This window comes from Stenotrophomonas sp. HMWF003 (assembly GCF_003061285.1).
GTDB lineage: Bacteria > Pseudomonadota > Gammaproteobacteria > Xanthomonadales > Xanthomonadaceae > Stenotrophomonas > Stenotrophomonas maltophilia_AP.
In genome coordinates this window covers 1-1,666 of record NZ_QAIW01000208.1, presented here as the reverse complement: position 1 = coordinate 1,666, position 1,666 = coordinate 1, and the positions used below count along the sequence as shown (strand labels likewise).

Below are 1,666 nucleotides of genomic sequence, written 5' to 3'. Positions count from 1 at the left end.
ACCGGCGGGGCAGGGCGCGTGTGGCCCGAAGCGGTGCTTTACGAGGTGCACGTGGGGGCGGTGGGCGGCTATGCGAGCCTGCAGGCCCAGCTGCCCGCACTGGCCGCCATGGGCATCACCGCGTTGCAGCTGATGCCATTGGCCACCTTCGCGGGCACACGCAACTGGGGCTACGACGGTGTGCTGCCGTATGCGCCGGTGTCGGTGTACGGCAGCCCTGACCAGCTGAAGGCTCTGGTGGATGCCGCCCACGAGTTGGGCATGATGGTGCTGCTGGACGTGGTGTTCAACCACTTCGGCCCGGAGGGCAACCAGTTGGCCGCCTATGCGCCCCAGTTCTTCCGCGAGGACGTCCGCACGCCGTGGGGCGCGGCGATCGACTTCCGTCAGCCGTGGGTGCAGCGCTTCTTCATCGAAAATGCGTTGATGTGGCTGCGCGAGTATCGCTTCGACGGCCTGCGCCTGGATGCGGTGCATGCGATCCACCCGCAGACGTTCCTGGAAACCCTGCGCGAAGCGATCCACACCGATGGCCCGGCGCATCCGGTGGACCTGGTGGTGGAGAACGAAAACAACGCCGCCTCGTTGCTGGGCGAAGGGTACACCGCGCAATGGAACGACGACTTCCACAACGCGCTGCACGTGCTGCTCACCGGCGAAACCGAGAGCTATTACGCCGACTACGCGGCCGCACCGACCGCGGCCCTGGCCCGGGTACTCTCCGAAGGATTTGCCTGGCAGGGCGAGGTGAACCGGCACGGCAACCGGCGCGGCGAGCCCAGTGCCGGGCTGTCGCCCGACCATTTCGTGGTGTTCGCGCAGAACCACGACCAGATCGGCAACCGCGCGTTTGGCGACCGGCTGCAGCAGTCGGTGGCGCCGGCGCGGTTGCGCGTGGCACAGGCGCTGACCGCCCTGACGCCAATGGTGCCGCTGTTCTTCATGGGCGAGCCGTGGGGCGCCTCCGAGCCGTTCCTGTTCTTCACCGATTTCGAGCCGCCGCTGGATGAGGCCGTGCGCGAGGGCCGGCGGACCGAGTTCCGCCAGCTCAAGGCGTTTGCCGAAGCGGCGGCACGCGATGCGATTCCCGATCCGAACGCGCGGGCGACCTTCGAGGCCTCGCAGTGCCCGCTGCCATCGCCGGAGGCGTTGGCACACAACCCTTGGCTGGCGCACTTCAACGCGTGCCTGGCGGCGCGCCGCCGCTACCTGGTGGACGGCGTGGCGCAGGCGCGCAGCCTGGGCGCCACGGTACTGGCCGACCATGCCATTGCGGTGGGGTGGGCACTGCCAACGGGCGAGTGGTGGCTGGCGTTCAACCTGGGCGACGGCCAGGCCAAGGCGACATTGCCGACCGGGCAGACCGTGCTGTCGCTCGGCGCCGCCGATGCCGGTGGTACCTTGCCGCCAGCATCGATGCTGGTGCGGTGGGTGCCGCGATGACCGGGCCTGCTGTCGATCTGGTCGGCCTGGCAGGCGCCGTTGGCGTGCTGGTGGACTGGGAGGATGTGCACGGCACCCCGCGCCGGGTTGAACCGGCGACGCTGCTGGCAGTGCTGGAGGCACTGGAGTGGCCCGCAACGTCCGCTGCACAGCGCCAGGACAGCCTGCAGCGCTGCATGGCCGAGCGGGCGCAACCCCGCCTGCGTACCGCGCTGGCGGGTGC

The 1,666-nt window shown here is 69.6% G+C and carries 2 pseudogenes; both read left to right on the top strand.

The window, feature by feature from the left end:
- Nucleotides 1-1,326: pseudogene (treZ, locus tag DBR34_RS08490) on the top strand (malto-oligosyltrehalose trehalohydrolase); the annotation flags it as partial.
- A gap of 113 nt (nt 1,327-1,439) precedes the next feature.
- Nucleotides 1,440-1,666: pseudogene (locus tag DBR34_RS08485) on the top strand (4-alpha-glucanotransferase); the annotation flags it as partial.